The 17562-nt window shown below is 48.8% G+C and carries 17 protein-coding genes; 6 read left to right on the forward strand and 11 right to left on the reverse strand.

Features of this window, described 5'->3' with window-relative positions:
- Positions 1-105 precede the first annotated feature (105 nt).
- From JNUCC32_RS10730 to JNUCC32_RS10755, 6 genes are all read right to left on the reverse strand, one after another.
- On the reverse strand, positions 106-1188 hold the full coding sequence (locus JNUCC32_RS10730; RefSeq protein ID WP_228468993.1) for a peptidylprolyl isomerase: 1083 nt from the start codon (positions 1186-1188) through the stop codon (positions 106-108).
- Positions 1189-1490: 302 nt separating this feature from the next.
- Entirely contained in the window at positions 1491-2843 is a 1353-nt protein-coding gene (locus tag JNUCC32_RS10735) for an amino acid permease (RefSeq protein WP_096773624.1), read from the reverse strand.
- Positions 2844-2950: 107 nt separating this feature from the next.
- Complete coding sequence (locus tag JNUCC32_RS10740) at positions 2951-3664, reverse strand: lipase family protein (RefSeq protein ID WP_192571991.1); 714 nt, start codon at positions 3662-3664, stop codon at positions 2951-2953.
- Positions 3665-3789: 125 nt separating this feature from the next.
- A complete protein-coding gene (locus tag JNUCC32_RS10745) occupies positions 3790-4173 on the reverse strand; it encodes a c-type cytochrome (protein WP_192571992.1) in 384 nt (127 codons plus the stop codon).
- A 32-nt stretch (positions 4174-4205) separates the two neighbouring features.
- Entirely contained in the window at positions 4206-5918 is a 1713-nt protein-coding gene (locus JNUCC32_RS10750; protein ID WP_192571993.1) for a GMC family oxidoreductase, read from the reverse strand.
- Between the two features lie 30 nt (positions 5919-5948).
- Complete coding sequence (locus JNUCC32_RS10755; protein WP_009590268.1) at positions 5949-6710, reverse strand: gluconate 2-dehydrogenase subunit 3 family protein; 762 nt, start codon at positions 6708-6710, stop codon at positions 5949-5951.
- A 123-nt stretch (positions 6711-6833) separates the two neighbouring features.
- Here JNUCC32_RS10755 and JNUCC32_RS10760 point away from each other — a divergent pair, with 123 nt between their 5' ends.
- Genes JNUCC32_RS10760 through tatC form a run of 3 tightly spaced genes read left to right on the forward strand, consistent with a single transcriptional unit; the run spans position 6834 to position 8451 of the window.
- Positions 6834-7514 (forward strand): hypothetical protein, encoded by a 681-nt coding sequence (locus JNUCC32_RS10760; RefSeq protein ID WP_192571994.1) that lies wholly within the window; start codon positions 6834-6836, stop codon positions 7512-7514.
- 17 nt (positions 7515-7531) lie between these two features.
- Complete coding sequence (tatA, locus tag JNUCC32_RS10765) at positions 7532-7717, forward strand: twin-arginine translocase TatA/TatE family subunit (RefSeq protein ID WP_015735144.1); 186 nt, start codon at positions 7532-7534, stop codon at positions 7715-7717.
- Positions 7714-8451 (forward strand): twin-arginine translocase subunit TatC, encoded by a 738-nt coding sequence (gene tatC / locus JNUCC32_RS10770; RefSeq protein WP_192571995.1) that lies wholly within the window; start codon positions 7714-7716, stop codon positions 8449-8451. Before tatA ends, tatC begins: the two co-directional genes overlap by 4 nt.
- 97 nt (positions 8452-8548) lie before the next feature.
- On the opposite strand, the gene JNUCC32_RS10775 is transcribed toward tatC, so the two are convergent.
- The 4 genes from JNUCC32_RS10775 to JNUCC32_RS10790 all read right to left on the reverse strand — a co-directional run bounded on the left by JNUCC32_RS10775 (position 8549) and on the right by JNUCC32_RS10790 (position 11876).
- A complete protein-coding gene (locus tag JNUCC32_RS10775; protein WP_192571996.1) occupies positions 8549-9343 on the reverse strand; it encodes an SDR family NAD(P)-dependent oxidoreductase in 795 nt (264 codons plus the stop codon).
- Between the two features lie 66 nt (positions 9344-9409).
- On the reverse strand, positions 9410-10441 hold the full coding sequence (locus JNUCC32_RS10780; RefSeq protein WP_192571997.1) for an AraC family transcriptional regulator: 1032 nt from the start codon (positions 10439-10441) through the stop codon (positions 9410-9412).
- 20 nt (positions 10442-10461) lie between these two features.
- On the reverse strand, positions 10462-11118 hold the full coding sequence (locus tag JNUCC32_RS10785) for an SGNH/GDSL hydrolase family protein (RefSeq protein ID WP_192571998.1): 657 nt from the start codon (positions 11116-11118) through the stop codon (positions 10462-10464).
- 206 nt (positions 11119-11324) lie between these two features.
- Positions 11325-11876, reverse strand: a complete 552-nt coding sequence (locus JNUCC32_RS10790) for a GNAT family N-acetyltransferase (RefSeq protein WP_192571999.1) — start codon at positions 11874-11876, stop codon at positions 11325-11327.
- 272 nt (positions 11877-12148) lie between these two features.
- On the opposite strand from JNUCC32_RS10790, the gene JNUCC32_RS10795 reads away from it, so the two are divergent.
- Genes JNUCC32_RS10795 through JNUCC32_RS10805 form a run of 3 tightly spaced genes read left to right on the forward strand, consistent with a single transcriptional unit; the run spans position 12149 to position 16125 of the window.
- On the forward strand, positions 12149-13747 hold the full coding sequence (locus tag JNUCC32_RS10795) for a spore germination protein (RefSeq protein ID WP_192572000.1): 1599 nt from the start codon (positions 12149-12151) through the stop codon (positions 13745-13747).
- Between the two features lie 34 nt (positions 13748-13781).
- Positions 13782-14999, forward strand: a complete 1218-nt coding sequence (locus JNUCC32_RS10800) for a Ger(x)C family spore germination protein (RefSeq protein WP_192572001.1) — start codon at positions 13782-13784, stop codon at positions 14997-14999.
- 34 nt (positions 15000-15033) lie between these two features.
- Complete coding sequence (locus JNUCC32_RS10805; RefSeq protein ID WP_192572002.1) at positions 15034-16125, forward strand: GerAB/ArcD/ProY family transporter; 1092 nt, start codon at positions 15034-15036, stop codon at positions 16123-16125.
- A gap of 102 nt (positions 16126-16227) precedes the next feature.
- On the opposite strand, the gene JNUCC32_RS10810 is transcribed toward JNUCC32_RS10805, so the two are convergent.
- Positions 16228-17562 carry a sensor histidine kinase gene (locus JNUCC32_RS10810; RefSeq protein ID WP_192572003.1) on the reverse strand — a complete coding sequence of 445 codons (1335 nt, stop codon included), beginning with the start codon at positions 17560-17562 and terminating at the stop codon, positions 16228-16230.

The raw sequence follows: 17562 nt of genomic DNA on the forward strand, positions 1-17562 counted from the left end.
AAACGAAAGAAAAAATCGAAACCATACAGATAAGCTTTTTGAAAAACGATTGACTCAATCCTCTTCATTCCTTTCATTGTTATATATGTAATGCCAAATCGGCGATTACATCAGGAAATTTCTGTACAACTCCTCATTCAATACAACCTTCGCATCGGTTAACCGTTCACGTACGTACTCCTCAAATTGGGTATCGATATAGTCCTTTAACACTTGTTCTCTTATACCGTCAAATGCCAGATACTTGGAACCTAACTGATCTTTCTCCATGCACTGCATGAGATAGAAGCGACCGTTCTCTTCAATAATGTCGCTTACCTCCCCTGGAAGAAGGTCAGCCGAAGCTTGCGCTACCGGACTTCTGACCTTGTGCCTGTAACTATCCAAGTTATAGACCTCCTCCGTAACCCGATCATCTTGTTTAATGTCCTTTACGGCTTGCTCAAAAGAAATCCCGGATGAGATTTTCTCCCTGGCCTTCTCAATCTTCCGTTTCACCTGCGTTTTGAGAAGTGTATCGACATTCCGATTGGCATCCAGAAAAGATAACGATAATTGGCGTACCTTCACCGTTGCGGGTGCATGGTACAACCTTCTCTTATTCGCCTCGTAAAACGTGATCAGCTGTTGTTCACTCGGCTTCCAGTCATCTTCCATCAGATGGTTCTTGACCGATAAGGCCGTATTCGCCATCATGTATTCATAATAGGCGTCCTCCGTATATTGAGCAGGACCGAAAATTACCTGATGATTCTTGATGGCTTGTTGCCTTCTTAGGTTTTCAAGATTGAAGTTTTGCATAAAACCGGCGTAACTGATATCGGGGAGCACTCCCTGCTCTTTGGCAAGGATCTGTCGAATTTTCTGATCGATGCTATCTTCGAGCGCCTTCTTTTTGATCAACTCAAGCGGAATCTCGTTACCTCCGTATGGCGTAGTCCAAAATGCGGCCGACGGTGCAGCATCATATTTTTCATGGAAGTACTTGATGATACCTGCTCGATTGGCATCGATGGCTCTTTGAAATTCGCTTACATGAATCTCTACTCCGTCAACTGTCGCGATATAAGCGTCTTCATGATGTGTTTGTGTAAATGCAGGCTTTGCGATTAAAAGGATCGTCACCACGATCAAGATGAAGAGTCCGGCTATGGACAGCCATTTCAGACTGCAAAATTTATGTACCATCAAACCCATCAGCACCCTCGTCATTAGATTTTTAATGAAGACGATTCTACCAAGGCATCTCCAAATTATGTATAATTCATTATAATTTCCATAAGTAAGCGCTATCAATTTCTCCTTTTTTACATTCCTTTCACTTTCTTTACTTGTTCCACGCATAAAAAAGCGGCAGAGGATTCTTTCCTCTGCCGCCTTCTCTTTCTAATTTAGGTTTTCTTGTTTGCAGCCATGCGGCTCGCAACCGGATCATGACACCATGTCCGGCTTGTTCGATTGCCGTGAAGTTGGAGCCCGTCATCCTTCAATTATTCGACTCTGCTCTCTTTTTTGAATTTCATGATGGACCAGACAACCAATAGCAGCAGAACGGCCAGACATACGCTGATGCTGACCCGGTTCTGACCGTCAATAAGAAACAGGACCGCAATCACTGACAAGCAGAGGGCAGTTACCCCGGTTATGTAGGGGAACCCCCATACCTTAAAGCTGGGCTGCTTCGGATAAGCTTTGCGCAGTTTCAGCTGCGAGAAACAAATGCAGATCCATACCAGCACAACGACAAAGCCAGGGACCGCCATCAAAACCCGAAACAGCTGGTCCTGCGCGATCAGTCCAAGCAAGGAACCCGCTAATAGTATGATCGCACAGAGTTTCAACGTATTAAGCGGTATGCCTTTGTTCGTGGTTTTGGCCAGGCTCTTTGGCGCCTCTCCGGCGGCTGCCATGGAATAAATCATGCGCGTCGCGCCATAGATGCCGGAATTGGCTGCCGACAGCACGGCCGTCACGAGAATAAAATTCATGATGTGGGCCGTTCCCTGAAGCCCGGTAGCCGACAGCACTTGAACAAAAGGACTCGCCTCTCCGCCGAGCTGGTTCCACGGAATCAATCCGCATATTATCAGAATCGGAAGCGTGAAGAACAAAATCACCCGTAAAATAAAATTGCGCACGACTTTCGGCAGGATTTTGTCCGCATCCTCGGTTTCTGTCAATGTGAGGCCGATCAGCTCGGAGCCGCCGTACGAAAAGGTAACGACCAGCAAGGCGGAAAAGATGGCAAACCATCCGTTTGGCAGGAACCCGCCGTGCGCTGTGAAATTGTGAAGGAACGGAGCATCGGAGCTCGGAATCACTCCAAACATCAGTAAGCTCCCGAGTACGATAAAGATCATAATCATGGCGATTTTGATGCCCGCAAGCCAGAATTCCACTTCGCCAAAGCTCCCCACGCTCATCATATTGATGAGAATAATGAGCGCTGCGCTTGCCAGGCTCAGCATCCACAGCGGTACGTCGGGAAACCAGTACTGCAGAAAGCTGCCTGCCGCAATCACTTCGATCACGCAAACCGACAGCCACATAAAACAATACATCCAGCCCATGACAAAGGATACCCGCTCTCCGAACGCTTGCCGAACAAAGTCCTTCATGTTTCGCCCCGGATATACCGTAGCCATCTCCGTCATGGCACCCATGACGACCAACAGCAGCAGTCCCGCAAAGATATAAGAGAAAATCACGCCAGGCCCGGCGAGACCGATCGTCTCGGCGCTTCCCTTAAATATGCCGGTGCCGATGACGCCGCCCATAGCCATAAAGCTGATATGCCTTGGCCTCAATTTCTTCTGTAGTGAATCTCCATCTTGTATTGCCATATGCATATCCTCCTGATGACGATCGTATAAACCCAATGATTAGTATAACCTTTTCGGTAAAGGAAGCAAAAAGAAATTATTAGTTTACATAATATATATTACGGCAACTATTCATTCTCTGAATCCAATTCATGAATTTTGGAGACCAGGTCTTCCGAATTGGTACGGAACGTTTGGTTCGAATCGGTCCAGGCCGATTTCAGAAAATAGGACGCATGAAACCGCCATCCTTGATGATCCGGATTAAAATCCAATTGCATCTCACGCCCCGGCCTTCCCCGGTACACTCTCGAACCGGGTTTGCGCCAGCTGCCGATTTGGGTGATCCTGTCCGGATTCTGGCCCGTGATATATGTAAACCGATTATTGTAGGGGATGTCCTTCAAATAGAATTTGGGACACCCCACGGCAAACACCTGAACTTTCTGCAATCCAAACTTCTCTTTCATATATAATCCTGTCCGGTAGGCAACTACGCCTCCAGCACTGTGCCCGATCAGGATCAGGCGGTCGCAGCCTGCGGCATGGTCGCGGAGGATCTCCGCAGCGTTGATTACTCTAAGGGAGCGCTCACGCGCCAGATCATAGCCGACTTGAGTAAGCTGCCGGGCCAATAGACGAAATAAAGCGGCCCCCTCCCTGCCGTTGGCCATCCCGTAAGGAAAGATCATCACAATTTTGGCATTTGGGTATCTTCGGGCTATCTCGTTGGCTGCGTCTTCAAAGTTATTCCGATAGGTCAGAACACCGGCAAAAAAACATACGACCGTACTGCAATCCAGGGAACAGGTACTATGGGGGGATACGAATGCTTCTGTCATGTTTCTAAAAGCCCCTCCTAGATCGTTTCAAAATTCCTTGTACAATATAATAAACCCTCATGATTACCATGCATCCGTATCTGCATTGTATCATGAGGGTCCTGCTTTCTTTCAATCGGTACGTCTTATTTTTTGGCAGCCAACCATTGGGACAGTACATTAATTTCGTCTTCCGTCAGCTTGCCTTGGAACGCCGGCATTCCATTGCGCCCATTCGTGATTATGCCCGCAATTTGGCTGGCATCGTATTTGGATCCTACGTTTTGCAGGCTGGGAAAGCTTCCGCCTCCGCCTAAGTCGGTAGCATGGCAAGCCATGCAGTTGGCATTGTACAGCGTCATGGCTTCATCGTTGGTTGCATTCCCGCCGGTTGCTCCTTCCGGAGCTTGTCCGCCGTTTTCTGCAGGAGCCGGAGCAGGCTCGGATGTATTATTGCCGCCGCCGCATGCTACCGCTGCAAAAGCAAAAGTTGTCAATAGCAGTACAAACAGTAACCCTTTTTTGAACATTTCTGAAACTGCCTCCTTTTGTATAATGCAAGCTATACTAACAGCCCGCCTTTTTTGCTGTATTCAAGAATTCCCTCCGCTGTGCGATAAGCAAGAGCCCCGACCGTCCCGGTCGGATTATAGCCGCTATTATGCGGGAACGCGGATGCGCCTACCACAAACAAATTTTCCATATCCCACATTTGCATGTAGTTATTGACGGCCGAATTGCCAGGGTTCTCTCCCATAATCACCCCGCCGGTGTTATGAGTCGATTGGTATGTCGTAATTTCGTAAGGTCCCAGTTCTTTCAATTTCATAATGTTCTGGCCTCCCATCTCCTGCACGATCTCCGCGCAGCGATCGGAAAGATACCTGGCCAATTGGCGGTCCTGCTCTTCGAAATCAAACGTGATTCGAATCAACGGGTCTCCGAATGCGTCCTTATAGGTTGGATCCAAATCCAGATAGTGATGCCGGAAAGGCATTGATGAGCCCTGAGAGCCTACGGACAGCACGCTGTTTGCATACTTCAAGGAATTCGCCTTAAACTCTTTTCCCCAACGCGGTGATTCCTCCGGAACCGGATTGTTTTGAATGGGTCTTTGTCCGGTTATGGTGTGGGCAATATTCCCCCCATGAATGAACTTCAAGTCCGAGTGATCAAAATTGTCGCCGTTAAAATCGTCCAGACCCATACCTAGGCTTCCCGCACCGGCAAACAAATTGAATTTATCCTCAAAAAATCCGGCGGCATTCCCCTTGATCACCTGATAGGCATAGTTTTTGCCAATCACGCCCGACCCGCTGGACGAGTCGTATGGTTTGCCGATTTTAGAGAGGAGCATCAAACGGGTATTGTTAAATACGTATCCCGTGGATACTACGATATCCGCCGGTTGTTCGATTTCCTCTCCGGTCGTGAGGTCCGTATACATGACGCCCGTTGCCTTACCGCCCTTATGCAGAATTCTTCGAACATAAGAATGGGTTCGGATTTCGAACTTTCCGGTTTTTTTCGCAACAGGAATCACGGTAACGACTGGATCCGCTTTCGCTCCGTATTCGCAGCCAAACCGCTCGCAGTATCCGCAATACTGGCATGCGGCTCGTGATATGCCATCCGGATTCGTGTAGCTTTCTGACAGATTGGCAGAAGGAACCGTATACGGATTGAGTTTCAGGTTTTTCGCAGCATCCGCAAACATCTTCATGGATGGCGTGTGGAGCATGGGCGGTGTAGGGTACGGATTCGAACGTTTCCCTGCCAAGGGATTTTCCTCGCCGGAAATGCCGGTCGTCTTCTCGAACTTATCAAAATACGGCTCGAGTTGATCGTAGGTGATGCCCCAGTCCTGGATCGTCATTTCCGCCGGTATTTTATCTTTCCCATAACGTTCTTCCGTCATGCTCCGGATTTTAAAATCGTAGGGCAGGAAGCGGAAAGTTTGCCCGTTCCAGTGCACGCCGGCTCCTCCCAGTCCCTCCCCTAACAGAAACGATCCGTACTGCCTCATCGGAAGTGCGCGTATTTTTTCGGTGCTGCGAAAGGTAATCGTTTCTTTGGAAAGGTCCTGCATTAAATCGTACCGAAGCGCGTAACGGAGCTCATCGTGAGCCATGTAGTAGTCTTCCGTTACCCTTTCTTTACCTCTTTCCAAACCGACGACGGATAAACCCTTCTTGGTCAATTCCGAGGCGATAATCCCGCCAGCCCAGCCGACGCCGATAATGACAACATCCGTTTTCGGTAATTTTTTGGCCATTTGTGTACTCCTTTCGCTATGGATGAGCTGTTATAGGTGGTCCTTTAAACTCTTCGGCGGGATGACGGTGAAATTCTTCTCAATAATATTCGTGTAAGCCATTTGGTTACCCGGATATTGGCGCATCGTCCAGCCTTGCATATTTTTATTGCCGCCGTATAGGGGGTCGCTGTAAACCCCTTCCAATGTGCTGCTGCGAAGCAGGTTGAAGAACCCGCTGGCCGAGATCGTTGTCAATTTGACCTCGTCGTTCTGAAAGGCGGTTAACACGGCATCCTGTTCCTCCGGCGCCAGGCTCGGGAAGTCTTTTTGATACTTTTTCTGACTGTAGTTCTGAATCTCGCGGAGACCGATATAGAATATCTCTCGCCGTCTTAATCGGCCTTGATAGCCTTGCGTTTTCTCTCCAACATAGAAAGGGGGCTGCATATAATCTCTTGCATTGAAGCCCCAATCACCGGCCAGCTGGTGGTCGATGAAAAATGCAGCGCCTAACTCTTTGGCTCCAGGACCATTGTCATCCGCAGGAAAAATGCGCTCTACGGCTGCCTCCGTGATCCTGTATTGTTCCTGGTTAAAGAACATTAACGCTTGGTTGTAGTTGTTTTCATTCTGCGCAGGCGCCGGTGCTGCAGGCGGAGTTTTCTGCTTCGGCAGAAGATATCCGAGTACACCGCCCAGCACGACACCTCCCACGGCATAACCGGAGTTTCTCAGGAACTTCCGCCGTGACATCGTCTGCGAGCCGTCAGGCTTCGCTGGTTTCGTTTGTTGTTGGTCTTGTTCGCTCAAACTTTCAGCACCCCTACTCTTCATCATTTTGAATAATGGGTATTGTCCCCATCAAAATTTCATTCATACATTATTCTCCATCCGGGCATGATAAAATTACTACCGATATGGAGGCGAATGCTCATGAGACCATTTTGGAGCAGGTGGAAAGGTCCCCTCCTGGGATCCGTACTGCTTCTTTCATTAACAGCCTGCTTGAATCAAACAGACAATCAACAAAACGCGCAGTCCACCCAGCCAGGTAATGCCGACACCGTTCACCTGCACAGTGCCGATGTGATTCCGAGCTATCATGGGCCGAAAACCGAAACAACCAACGTACAAGGCAAAACCACAAGCGGTATGGGCATGTCCGTCTACAGCATGATCGGTTCATCCAGCCTGCATGAAGGCGGCGTCTCTTCCCACGTACAGTCAAGACTCGCAGGTCAAGGCATTGACGGAGTGAAGGCTTTTGTCCTGAATGACACGATTGTCCTGGCACGCGCAGAATCACAGGTTTCTTCCAACCACTATGACAGCATGCAGAAAAAGGTGTTAAGTCAGACGGAAGGAATGTCGGGCAAAGGTGAGCCGAACGAAGGTGTAATGGGAGTCAAGGCCGCGGGCAACGATAATATGTCGCAAGCCAAAGAGCAAGTGAAGAAGATGTTTAATGAAGAAGTGCAAATTCTAACGGTGACCAATCCGCAAGCCCCTGCGCTGATAGACCGCATTGCCACGAAGCTGCATGATTCGCCGCGCGACGAGTCGATAGCCAGGGATATTTCGGAGCTGCTTCGGATGGCTTCGGATAAAAAATAGCTAAAGGAGTTGATCATATGCCACTAGGAAACATCGGCGTGACAGGATTGATTCTCATCTTGTTGATCGCCTTGATTATCTTCGGCCCTTCGAAGCTGCCTGAACTAGGACGGGCCTTCGGCCGAACGCTCAGCGAATTCAAGAACTCCACGCGGGAACTGGTTTCAGCGGAAGATATTCAAGACGGAGATAAATTGAAATGACCGAGCAGGGACAGGAGCAGGAGCTGCATCTATTAGAGCACTTAACGGAGCTCCGCAAGCGGATCCTCATCACATTGGGCACCTTCTTGGTGGCCCTTTGTGCCGCTTTTCTATATGTGGAGCCGCTGTATGAAATGCTGACTCGCGACGTTGAAGGGCAGCTCCAAGTGCTGGGACCGACGGATGTGATATGGGTATACTTCATGATCGCCGGCGTGATCGCCCTTGCGGTGACGATGCCGGTAGCCGGATTTCAAGTATGGCGATTTGTCGTCCCCGGTCTGAGCACCGTGGAACGCCGGGCTTCCTTGGCGTATATCCCCGCAATCGGGGGACTCTTTCTCGGAGGTCTGGCCTTCGGCTACTTTATCGTATACCCTATGGTCCTGTCCTTCCTGGATTCGCTCTCGAATCATTTCGTTACGGCTTATACCGCCGAAAAATACTTCCGCTTCATGATCAATATGACCGTACCGTTCGGCGTTCTGTTCGAAATGCCGGTTGTCATCATGTTCTTAACGTCGATCGGCATTCTGAATCCGCTGCGCTTATCGAAAATGCGGAAAATTGCCTATTTGCTGCTGACGGTTGCAGCCGTCACCATAACGCCGCCGGATTTTGTGTCGGATATTCTCGTCATCGTGCCGCTGTTCCTCTTATATGAGATCAGCATCGGACTGTCTCGCATGGTGTACCACAAAAGGCTGAACAAGCTGGAGCTCATAAGCGAGTAACGCCTTTGTTATTGCAAAACAACAAAAAAGCTTGGAGATCTCCTATTGGGATCCCAAGCTTTTGTTGTTTGAAGCCAACATTGTTATTTCATGAACGTTAGAAAATGGTCGGAACCATTCCCCCATCCATACGAATAGGAGAGCCTCTAAACGCGGAAGCATAAGGACTGCATAAAAATGTTGCCAATCTGCCAATCTCAATAGGCCTAATGAATCGTTGAATTTCAGATTGTGGCAGGTTTGCGGCCATGAATGCCTTCTCTTTTTCCGAAAAGGTCATATCTTCATTGGCGTATATACCCTCGATAATATGCTGCACGTTCTCGGAGAGAGTCGGTCCCGGCATGATCGTATTGATGGTAACTTCGGTTCCTCTCGTTAATTTGGACAAGCTTTTGGCCAAGGATAACAGCATGGATTTAGTCATGCAGTACTGCGGCATTTGTCCGGAAGGCATCACGGCCTCTTCGCTCGCCATAAAGATAATGCGGCCAAAATCATTCTTCAGCATGCCAGGCAAATAAAATTTGGTTAATCCGTTTGCAGCAAGCACGTTGGTACGGAAGTACGTCTCCCATACTTCATCGTCAACGTCCTCGTACGACATGATTTCATATATCCCCATATTGTTAACCAGAATATCAACATGAGGGTATTTTTCGAATAGAGCCTCCCGTTGACCGATATCCACCAAATCGGCGGTTGCCTTTTGCGGAGAGGTATTCGGAAATTTCGATTTTATTTCTTGTACGGTTCGTTCAACCTCTTCATCATTTCGTCCGTTAATGAGAACATGGGCTCCCTCTCTGGCAAGTTCCATGGCAATCGCTTTGCCTATCCCTTTCGTAGAGCCTGTAACCAACGCTGTTTTATTGTTTAATTCCATATCCATAATATAAACATTTCTCCTTTGCAATCTGGATCATGATTATATTACCTTGAATGGATAGACGGGTAACTAGCCTATGGCGCCAAAGTTCTTGCTTCTCGCGCCATTTGCAGCGCGCCAATTCGAAGGGGTATCGCCTTCCCACATGCGGAACGCGCGGTAGAATGAGTTCTGGTCTGCATAACCAATCAAAAACGCCACTTCTTTAATATCGATAGAAGGGTCTGCCAAGTACTCGATCGCCTGCTCATGTCTGGCTTGTGTCAACAGCTGCTTGTAGCTCGTGTTTTCATCTGTCAGCTTGCGCTGCAGGGTACGGTCGCTCATTCCCATTTCTTTCGCGACAACGTGAATGTCGTGGCGCCCTCCCAAGAGGCAGCGTTTCAAGATCCATTTGACCATATCGGAAACGGAACGGCTGTTCCGCCGTTCATCAAGCGATCGGTCCAGGGCAGGAGTCAGGATCTCCAGCAGTTCCTCATTGTAAGAGATAAAGGGACGGTCCAGATCTTGTCGAATCAGCGAGAGCCGATTGCGTGCTGCGCCAACCCGGATTCGGCAGCCGAAATAAGCTTCAAGAGTCTCTACATCGCCCATAGGCTCGGAAAATTCCACGAGTCGTGCCCTCAACGGTTGACCTGTCCCCCGGCGTCCGAGCTCAAGCAGATATGCCAGCGTGATTCCGACCAGCATCGGCGGACCGGTCTGCAGGCTGTTCCCCCACTCCAGATCAATCGTGCAGAGCTCGCCGTCCTCGGTAATACGCAAACCTTCAGGCGGGCAAAGCTGTTTGTACCGGGACATTCGATATAAAGCCTCGCGATAGTCACGAGCGTGGTAAGTCGCTAAGACGGTAGGCGGGTACTTCGCCGTTTCAAAGACGGTTGCAAGCTCGACGATGCCTTTGGCCAGATCACCCACGAGATCGGAATACGCCTGCCAAATCGCGAAGTATTGGGCGGTGGTGACTTCCGCTCCAGTGATGATCGTAAGCGGCAAGTGCGCTTTGCGGGCCACGTCCTCAGCGGCAATCCCCATTTGTCTTAATCCTGTCCAAAATCCCGGAGGGAGTTTAATCCGGTCGGATACATGAGACTTCATATCTATAGAACTCCTATTCATCATCGGATACACAAGTCACTTTGCTGGACGGTCTTTAACCACTCCCTGGCCAACAACTGGTGTCCCGCCGCCGTAGGATGAACACCGTCCCATAACCAGTATTCCGCCGTAACGTTTTGGGCTGCTTGGTTGAATGCTTCCTGCAAAGGAACAAAAAGCGTGTGATATTCCTCTGCCAGCTGCCGAACGATTGAACCGTATTCATCGATCTTGCTGCGCCATTGACCCCATCCATTCGCGGTAGCCGCCGTTTGCAAAACAAAAGGCTCACACAGCACCAGGCCGGTTTCCGGGAGAACTTCCCTTGTTTCGCTCAGCAGCTGGCGATAGATTCGTTCGAAACGGTCTGTTGCTCCTTCGGGCTGACCTTGAATGATACGGCCTGCGTCGTTCACACCTGCCAGAATACTGATGAGATCAGGCTTCAAGCTAAAGGCATCTTCGTTCCATCTTGCATACAGATCCGATACGCGATTGCCGCTGACCCCGCGATTTATAAATAGCGGCTGGCTTTGGGCCAATTCCAATCCGAGCTGCGCTGCTATGAGATAGACGTAGCCATGTCCCAAAATATGATTAGGGTCCTGGTTTCTTCCCCAATTGCCGTCGGTTATCGAATCACCCTGAAATAATATGGTTTTTCTCTGATTCTCCATAGTCGCTATCTCCAATCTTAAATAATGAGATTGTTTAGCTATTGTACCTAAATTCCCTCTACCTTGACCAGTGTATCGGAGGCTGGTTCCTAGATTTAACAACTGAGGTTGAATTGTTATACATTAACTCCAATTATAATAGCAAATAAAGAAGTCGCCGATTCTGGCGACTTCTTACGTAATATGATATAGGAATACACGAATGACTATGGCAGCTGCCGATATTCTTCCTCCAGAATCGACATTACAATCATATCATGGAATGTTCCGTCCCAATATAGCGAGTCTCGCAGGGTACCTTCCCGTACGAAACCAAGCTTCTCATAGACATGGATGGCCCGGGGATTAAACGCATATACGCCTAATTCGATACGGTGCAGCCGTAAACTTTCGAACCCATGACGCAGCATAAGCTTCAAGGCCTCCGTGCCGTATCCTTTATTGCTGTGCCGACCGGAGATCGATATGCGGATATTGCCGCTGCGATTGTTGAGGTCGATTTCGTTCAGGACCACTTCTCCGATTAATTCGTCCGATTCCTTCTCCGCAATCATCATATCCAGGCGATCCTCATGGGCGTATCCGATGTTATGAATCCAAGCCGCAATCGAATCCTTGGTGAACGTCTGCTGTGTTCCCGTTAATCGGTTAGACTCCGCATCCTGCAATAATTCGAAGTATACATCAAATTCATCTTCCCTTACGGGACGGAGCACAATGCGGTCCCCTTCGATCCGTGTTTCAAGCCTTTTTTTCATTACCCCACGCCTCCAAGTTTTTTTCCACTTATTCGAGAGATCCAAGCTAACTATAAAGTACCATGGATTCGCCGATCTGTGCAGACGATAAAACGCTTATAGTTAAACTAACCTGCCTCGCAAATTCACAAAAGCGATGAGATCGGACGGGTTAACGGTTTCCGAGAAGTGAGTCGATAGCCGGTTCGATCTCGAGCGGTTCGCCTAAAGAATATTAAACCAGATTTAGGGAACTTTAGATCGTATGAATCTTGTCAAAGTGAGCTGATCCCGTGGCCTTTTTTAAACGAACAAAGCAACCCCCATCGAATACGGCCCTGCTTCATCATAATGGGCAAACGAAGCAAACCGCCGAAGCCTCTCGCCTATCCGACCGCTTGGATCAGAATTTACATAGAATCCGGGAACAAACCGGCCACAGCCGGGATATCATCATTCGAACCCTAAGTCATATGTTTGGAAGCGAACATACCCTTGCCGTTATCTATATCGATGGATTGGTTGATACGCTCACCATCAATCATTCCATCATGCAATCCTTAACCTCAAAGGATTACGACGAAGAGCTGCATACCTCTGACCCTGCAGAAATCTTGTCCATTATCAAAAATCGATTCTTATCCATTGGCAGCATTAGCGATTTGGAGTTGATGGAGCCATTGATCTCCGCCATCCTCGAAGGCAATACTGTCATTCTCATCGACGGATCCACTCATGGCGTTATCGCCAGCTCTATCGGTGGAGAAGAACGCGGAGTAGAAGAGCCCCAATCTCAGACCGTCGTTCGCGGTCCGAAGGAAGGTTTCACCGAAAATATCCGCACGAATACCGCCTTGATCCGTCGGAAGATTAAAAGCCCGAACCTCTGGATCGTGGACCGTAAGATTGGCCGCGTCACCCAAACGGATGTTGCCGTTATGTATTTGAATGGCATCGCTAATGATAAGATCGTACAAGAAATATTGAATCGTTTAGACCGGATCGATACCGACAGCATCCTGGAGAGCGGGTATATCGAAGAGTTTATACAAGATACAACGTTCACCCCCTTTCCTACCATCACCAATACGGAGCGCCCCGATGCTATCGCAGGTGCGATCCTGGAAGGGAAAATCGCCATTTTGGTTGACGGGACACCGTTTGCGCTGATTGCTCCCATCACCATATTCAAATTGTTTCAATCGAGCGAAGACTACTACCAAAAGTTCGATATCGCCACTTTTTTGCGCCTGTTACGCATCATTTCCTTTGTGGTGTCGATGCTTCTTCCTTCGCTTTATATTGCCATCTCCACATTCCATCAAGAAATGCTGCCAACGACCCTGCTAATCAGCCTTGCAGCACAGCGGGAAGGCATCCCTTTTCCCGCCGTTGTCGAGGCCTTGGCGATGGAAATTACGTTCGAAGTATTAAGGGAAGCCGGTGTGCGCATGCCCAGGGCGATGGGTTCTGCGATATCCATCGTAGGCGCATTAGTACTGGGTCAAGCCGCTGTACAGGCAGGTTTAGTGTCAGCTGCCATGGTGATCATCGTTGCATTTACCGCCATCGCGAGCTTTGTTGCGCCTTCCGTGAGCATAGCCAACTCCGCCAGACTGCTCCGATTCGGTTTTATGATATTGGCGGCAACTTTAGGGCTCTTTGGGATTATGGCAGGATTACTCGCCATGCTGATCCACCTAGCCGGCTTGCGATCATTCGGTTTGCCGTATCTTACGCCGTTCGCTCCATTTATCCCGTTAGACCAAAAAGACGTGCTGGTGCGAGTTCCATGGTGGGCCATGGTGACAAGACCCACCTTAATCAATCGTAAAAACGCGAAACGGCAAAAAATGAACCAGCGCCCATCGCCTTCCGATGGTAACAAATAGTATACAAACGGTATAAGTCGGAGGTGAAGAACAGATGAACCGGAAGCTTAAACTCCTGATTCTCATGATGACCGCCTCGCTGCTTCTCAACGGTTGCTGGGACAGTAAAGAGTTAAACTCGCTTAGCATTGTCTCGGCGACGTCCATAGACCGCAGCGAAGACGAATGGATCATCTCCTTCCAAGTCGTCATTCCGCAGTCCATCGCCACCCAGACCGGTGGTGGATCCGGGGGAAGTCAATCACCGATCACCATCTTCTCCACCAGGGGCAAGACCATTCGCGAAGCCATGCAGAATGCGAATTTAGAAGCGCCGCGCGCGTTGTTTTTCGCCCATAACTCCATATTGATTATTAATGAACAAGTCGTTCGGAACGCAGGCGTACAACAAATCCTTGATTTTTTCCTCCGCCCCATGGAAAGCCGGGAAACCATGTCGGTTCTGCTGACCAAGGACAAAGCCTCCAATCTGTTGGAAGTGCTTATTCCGTTGGAGAAAATATCGGGCAATGCGATTCAACGGGTCATTACGCAAGGGCAAGAAAATCTGTCCCAGGTGAAAAATATTAAATTGATCGATTTTGCATCCATGGTCGCCAATCCGTACCAAGGCGCCATGGCACCCGAGTTGAGAGTGTCCGGCAATCAAGAGGAGCAATCCACCTTGGATGCTTTAAAGTCGACCCGCAATCAAGCGGTACTCAAGCTTGGGGATTTAGGCGTATTTCGGGGAGACAGACTGGTCGGATGGATGAAGCGAAGAGAAAGCAGAGGCGTCGCTTGGCTTTCGAACAGCGTCAAAAACCTGATCATTGTTACCCCATGCAGCGATCAAGACGCAACCCGGTTATCGAGTTACCGCGTCACCCATTCCTCGACTCGGGTAGATCCCAAAATGGTCGACGGTTCAGTCAACATGATGGTCCATATTCAAACCAAGGGGGCTCTTGATGAAACCAGCTGTACGATGGATTTGACGAAACCGGAAGTCATTTCGAAACTCGAGGAAGCGATTGCCGAGCAGATCAAGGAAGAAGTCTTGGCTACGTGGAAAAGGATGAAGGATTTGAATGTGGATGTGGTTGGTTTTTTGGATATGATTCACAGAAGATATCCGGCGGCCAGCAAACGCCTTTCAAAGTCGGAGCATCCGCTTCAGGAGCTGGAACTCGACCTGAATCTTGAAGTTAACGTGGAACACACGAATATGATCAATAAACCCTTCTCGAATCTGATTGAACCCAATAAATAGACCGCAATCGATACCTACAACAAGGAGGTCCCCAATGGAGAAGATCGGAAAATACCAAATCATAGCCATGACCATCTTGTTTATGATCGGCAGCACCCCATTATATGAGCTGGGGATTGAAGCTAAACAAGATGCTTGGCTGGTCGTGCTGGTTGCCATGCTCGCGGGATTGCTGCTGTTGTGCGTCTACCTCTATATCCAGAACAAAAATTCGGAGCATGCACTTCCCCAAATTCTAAATCGGCATTTGGGGAAATATTGGGGCTCCCTTATTACAGCATCCTATATCGTTTATTTTGCATATGAATCCATGCGAAATACCCGCGAGTTCGCGGACATCATCAATATCTCCTTTCTCCCCAGCACACCGCTGTTCATCCTGATTCTCTTGATGGTCTTACTGTCCGGTTATGCCGTTTGGAAAGGCATTGAGGTATTCTTTCGCGTCACGGAATTTCTTCTTCCTTTTACGATGATCGGATATATCTTGATCGTTCTTATGTTCATCGGTTCGAATATCATTCACCTTGACCGCCTTATGCCCATGCTTGAAAACGGAATCCGGCCGGTGCTGCAAGCAGCTTTGCCGGAGGTGATCAGTTTTCCGTTCGGTCAAATCGTGGTCTTTCTCATGTTTTGGAATCATCTCGATGATAAGAAAACGCTGTCCAAGACATCCTTGTCTTCCTACATATTCGTGGGCATCTTTTTAATGATATTCAACATATTAAACCTTGCGATATTGGATCCCTCCATAACGAGCATATCGACTTTTCCGCTGCTCCGGTCGGTTCGTCTCATCGAAATCGCCGATTTTCTGGAGCGTTTGGACCCGTTGATCATCTTGCTGATCTATATCGGCATTTTCGTAAAAATGACCGCATTCTACCTCGGTGCCGTACTCGGTCTCTCCAGCCTGATCAAAATCAGCCATAAAAAAACCACCGTGATCGTGGGTGCTTTCATTTTTACCATATCGTTCACTTCGCCGAACTTTATTTATCATATCTGGATCGGGTTCGCTCAAAATTTGAAATACCACTTTCCCATCTTTCAGATCGGACTGCCATTGCTTCTTGCTTTGATAATATTAATCAAAGGAGGTCGTTCATCCAAATCCGGCTGATCGGTGGATTGGGTCAATATGGATGTTCATCAAAAAAACCGCGAATAACGCGGCTTTTTAAGCGTGTCACTGAGAGGGATAAGACTAACAACCATCCATATCCTATTGTTCGGGGGTTGCGGCAGGTAACCATCCTTCCAGCAGCGCTCCTCCCTCCGGATGGTTGCTGACGGTTATTTCACCTCCGTGCCGCCTTATGATTCTTTGTGAAATGGTCAACCCTAAACCGCTGCCTCCAGTTGATCGGCTTCGAGACGCTTCCCCACGGTACAAGGGTTCAAAAACGCGCTCCAGGTCTGCCGAGGAGAAGCCCGGTCCGTTATCGCGTATCGTAAACCTGATCCGGTTGTCGTCCTTGCTGCATCGCACAGCAATTTCACCACCCAAGGGTGTATGTCTGACGGCATTGTCCAGGAGATTATTCATGGCGCGCTCCAATAAATGCGTATCGCCTCTTAGTAGACAATCGCCCATGAATTGTGCGGTAAAGGTAATATGCTTGTCAGCCGCAAGAGGCCGCAGGCTGTCCATCGAATTCTGGATAACATCTCTCAAATCAACGAGGCTGCGGCTAAGTTCCGCCTCCAAATATTCCATCCTCGTAAATGTGAAAAGATCCTCCACAAGACGATCCAACTGCATCGATTTTTCCTTGCATACCGCTACGTATTTGGCGACCATTTGCGGGGATTGAGCGATTCCTTGTTCCAAGCCATCCAAATAACCCCGCAACGCAAACAACGGCGTCCGCAAATCATGCGCAACGGCAGCAATCACGAATCGGCGTTCCTGTTCCAATTCGGCTTGTTTTTGATAGGATTTCTCAAGCCCCTTCACCATCACTTCGAATCCATCGCGTACTTCGGCGATTTCGGTGATCCTGGATGAGGGCAACCGCGCCTTCCAATCGCCTGTCGCGATTTGCCTGGCTGCATTTCCCATCTTCTCAAGCGGTTTGAGCACGAACCGTCTCATTCCCATTCCGACAATCAAGATAGCAAGCAGCAGTCCTGCAAAAGCCGACATGACCTGTTTTTCATTGGTTCTTGGCAAATACAGAGTTACCCTACCCAGCAATTGACCATCCTTGATGACGGAGAATCGTTCCGTTGACAACGACGTACCGCTGCGTTCCGGATTAGACCGATACAGCTCCCGCGCTTCCGCGGATTGAATAAGAACATCCATTTTCGCTTCATGGAGTGCCGTTTTCAATTGATTTTGCCAAGCCGGTTCCGTCCATTGGCCGGAGCCTGCTTCAATGAAGTGTATCATTTCCGATAAATTACTTTGCAGCGTCTCATTTTGCAGACGCCCTTTTTCGAAACTGAGCGTCTTGGTCTCCATAAAATGGGCAGTGACAAAAAAGATCCACGGTAACAGAAGGATAAAGAAAAAGCAAAGCATGGTAAAGGTTCGAATGCGCAGCTTCTTCAT

It is taken from the genome of Paenibacillus sp. JNUCC32 (assembly GCF_014863545.1).
In the GTDB taxonomy this organism is placed as follows: Bacteria; Bacillota; Bacilli; order Paenibacillales; family Paenibacillaceae; genus Paenibacillus_AQ; species Paenibacillus_AQ lautus_A.